At 66.1% G+C, this 1,243-nt stretch carries 1 protein-coding gene, 2 pseudogenes and 1 riboswitch; of the genes and pseudogenes, 2 read left to right on the top strand and 1 reads right to left on the bottom strand.

Features of this window, described 5'->3' with window-relative positions; all coding sequences use genetic code 11:
* Positions 1-248: cytochrome c oxidase assembly protein (locus M8J71_RS22935; RefSeq protein ID WP_256250156.1), on the top strand; the 248-nt coding region annotated here is incomplete at its 5' end.
* A gap of 36 nt (positions 249-284) precedes the next feature.
* Here M8J71_RS22935 and M8J71_RS22930 read toward each other — a convergent pair.
* A pseudogene (locus M8J71_RS22930) lies at positions 285-482 on the bottom strand (TlpA family protein disulfide reductase); the annotation flags it as partial.
* Between the two features lie 236 nt (positions 483-718).
* Positions 719-890: riboswitch (cyclic di-AMP (ydaO/yuaA leader) on the top strand.
* Between the two features lie 2 nt (positions 891-892).
* On the opposite strand from M8J71_RS22930, the pseudogene M8J71_RS22925 reads away from it, so the two are divergent.
* A pseudogene (locus M8J71_RS22925) lies at positions 893-1,243 on the top strand (hypothetical protein); the annotation flags it as partial.

Below are 1,243 nucleotides of genomic sequence, written 5' to 3'. Positions count from 1 at the left end.
GCCCGCCGGCGGCGTGGAATATCGATCCGATGCGTGACCAGGAGGTCGCCGGAGGCCTGGCGTGGTCCTATGGTGAGTTGCCCGGGGTGCTGCTGCTGATGTTCATCCTTGTCCGCTGGCAGCGGGATGAAGCCCGTGGCTGGGCGCGGACAGAGCGCGTGGTGGCCGCGGCAGGCGGCGACGCTGACATGGAGGCCTACAACCACTACCTGCAGCAGCTGGCAGACAGGCCCGAACGGCGACGGTAAGCCCCGCGTGTTGCAGCAATTCTCCTGCGCGCTTCCTTACTGTCCGGCCAGTGCCGCCACGATGGGCGCCTTGAGGGTCTCTTTCTCGGAAATATCCAAAATCGTGGCACTGACGGGGCCTTCACTGTCCAGGACCAGCGTCGTGGGAACCGCGCGGGGCGGAACGTAGGCCGTCATCGCCAGCAGGATCCCGCCGTCGCTGTCATCAAAACTTGGGTAAACGACGTCGAGCGTGGGGCACCCAGCTCCAGGTCGGCATGGCGCGGAGGAGACCAGGCCCCCAACCTGTGAACACTTGAAGGTACCCAGAGCAATCGGTTTTACGGGGAACAGAAATAAACCGAAAGGGACGGACGCCCGGCTACGTGCCACAGCTCACGCGATTATAACGGTTCGTTATCTTAGGGTAACGTGGGTACAGGCATTTCTGTATCGGTGCCTTTTGAGTCTGTACGCCCAGCCCCGCCGCGGACTCGCAACAGCAGGTCTTCCATGGCGGGGGCGGAGAACCCACTTTCTGGCAGTTGCACTGCCTTGGGGTGAAGCCGGACGAAGACCTCCTGTCTGAGAGGTTTGTAGCTCCGGCCGGGCTTATTCCTGGCCCGAACCCGACAGCTAACTTCGCAGGCGCCGAAAGGATCCCCATGCAGTCCTCCCCTGCCCGCGGCCGGCACCGTAACCCGGTGCCCGCGAGTTCGTTCCGCCCCTCCTCAGCTGGGCCCCGGCGCAGCCGGCACCGGCCTACCCGCCGGGACTTCGCCGTTCTTCGCCGCAACCTTCCGGCAGCGGCCACGATCACCGTGGCCATGCTCGTCGGTGCCACCATCACTGCGGCCAATGCCGGCACGGGCCCGGACCGGCCGCTGGTGACAGCTGCGGGCAGTGCGGCCCTGGCGGAGGGACCAGCCCAGGCTTCTCCCGGCGCCGCCATCTCGTTTGACCGGTCCCTGGTGGCCACGGCCCCGGCCCCCGAAGCACCCCAGACCTTGCCGGCA

This window comes from Pseudarthrobacter sp. R1, assembly GCF_024494415.1.
Classification (GTDB): Bacteria; Actinomycetota; Actinomycetes; order Actinomycetales; family Micrococcaceae; genus Arthrobacter.
The sequence above is the reverse complement of the archived record's forward strand: the minus strand, read 5'-3'. Positions and strand labels throughout refer to the sequence as shown.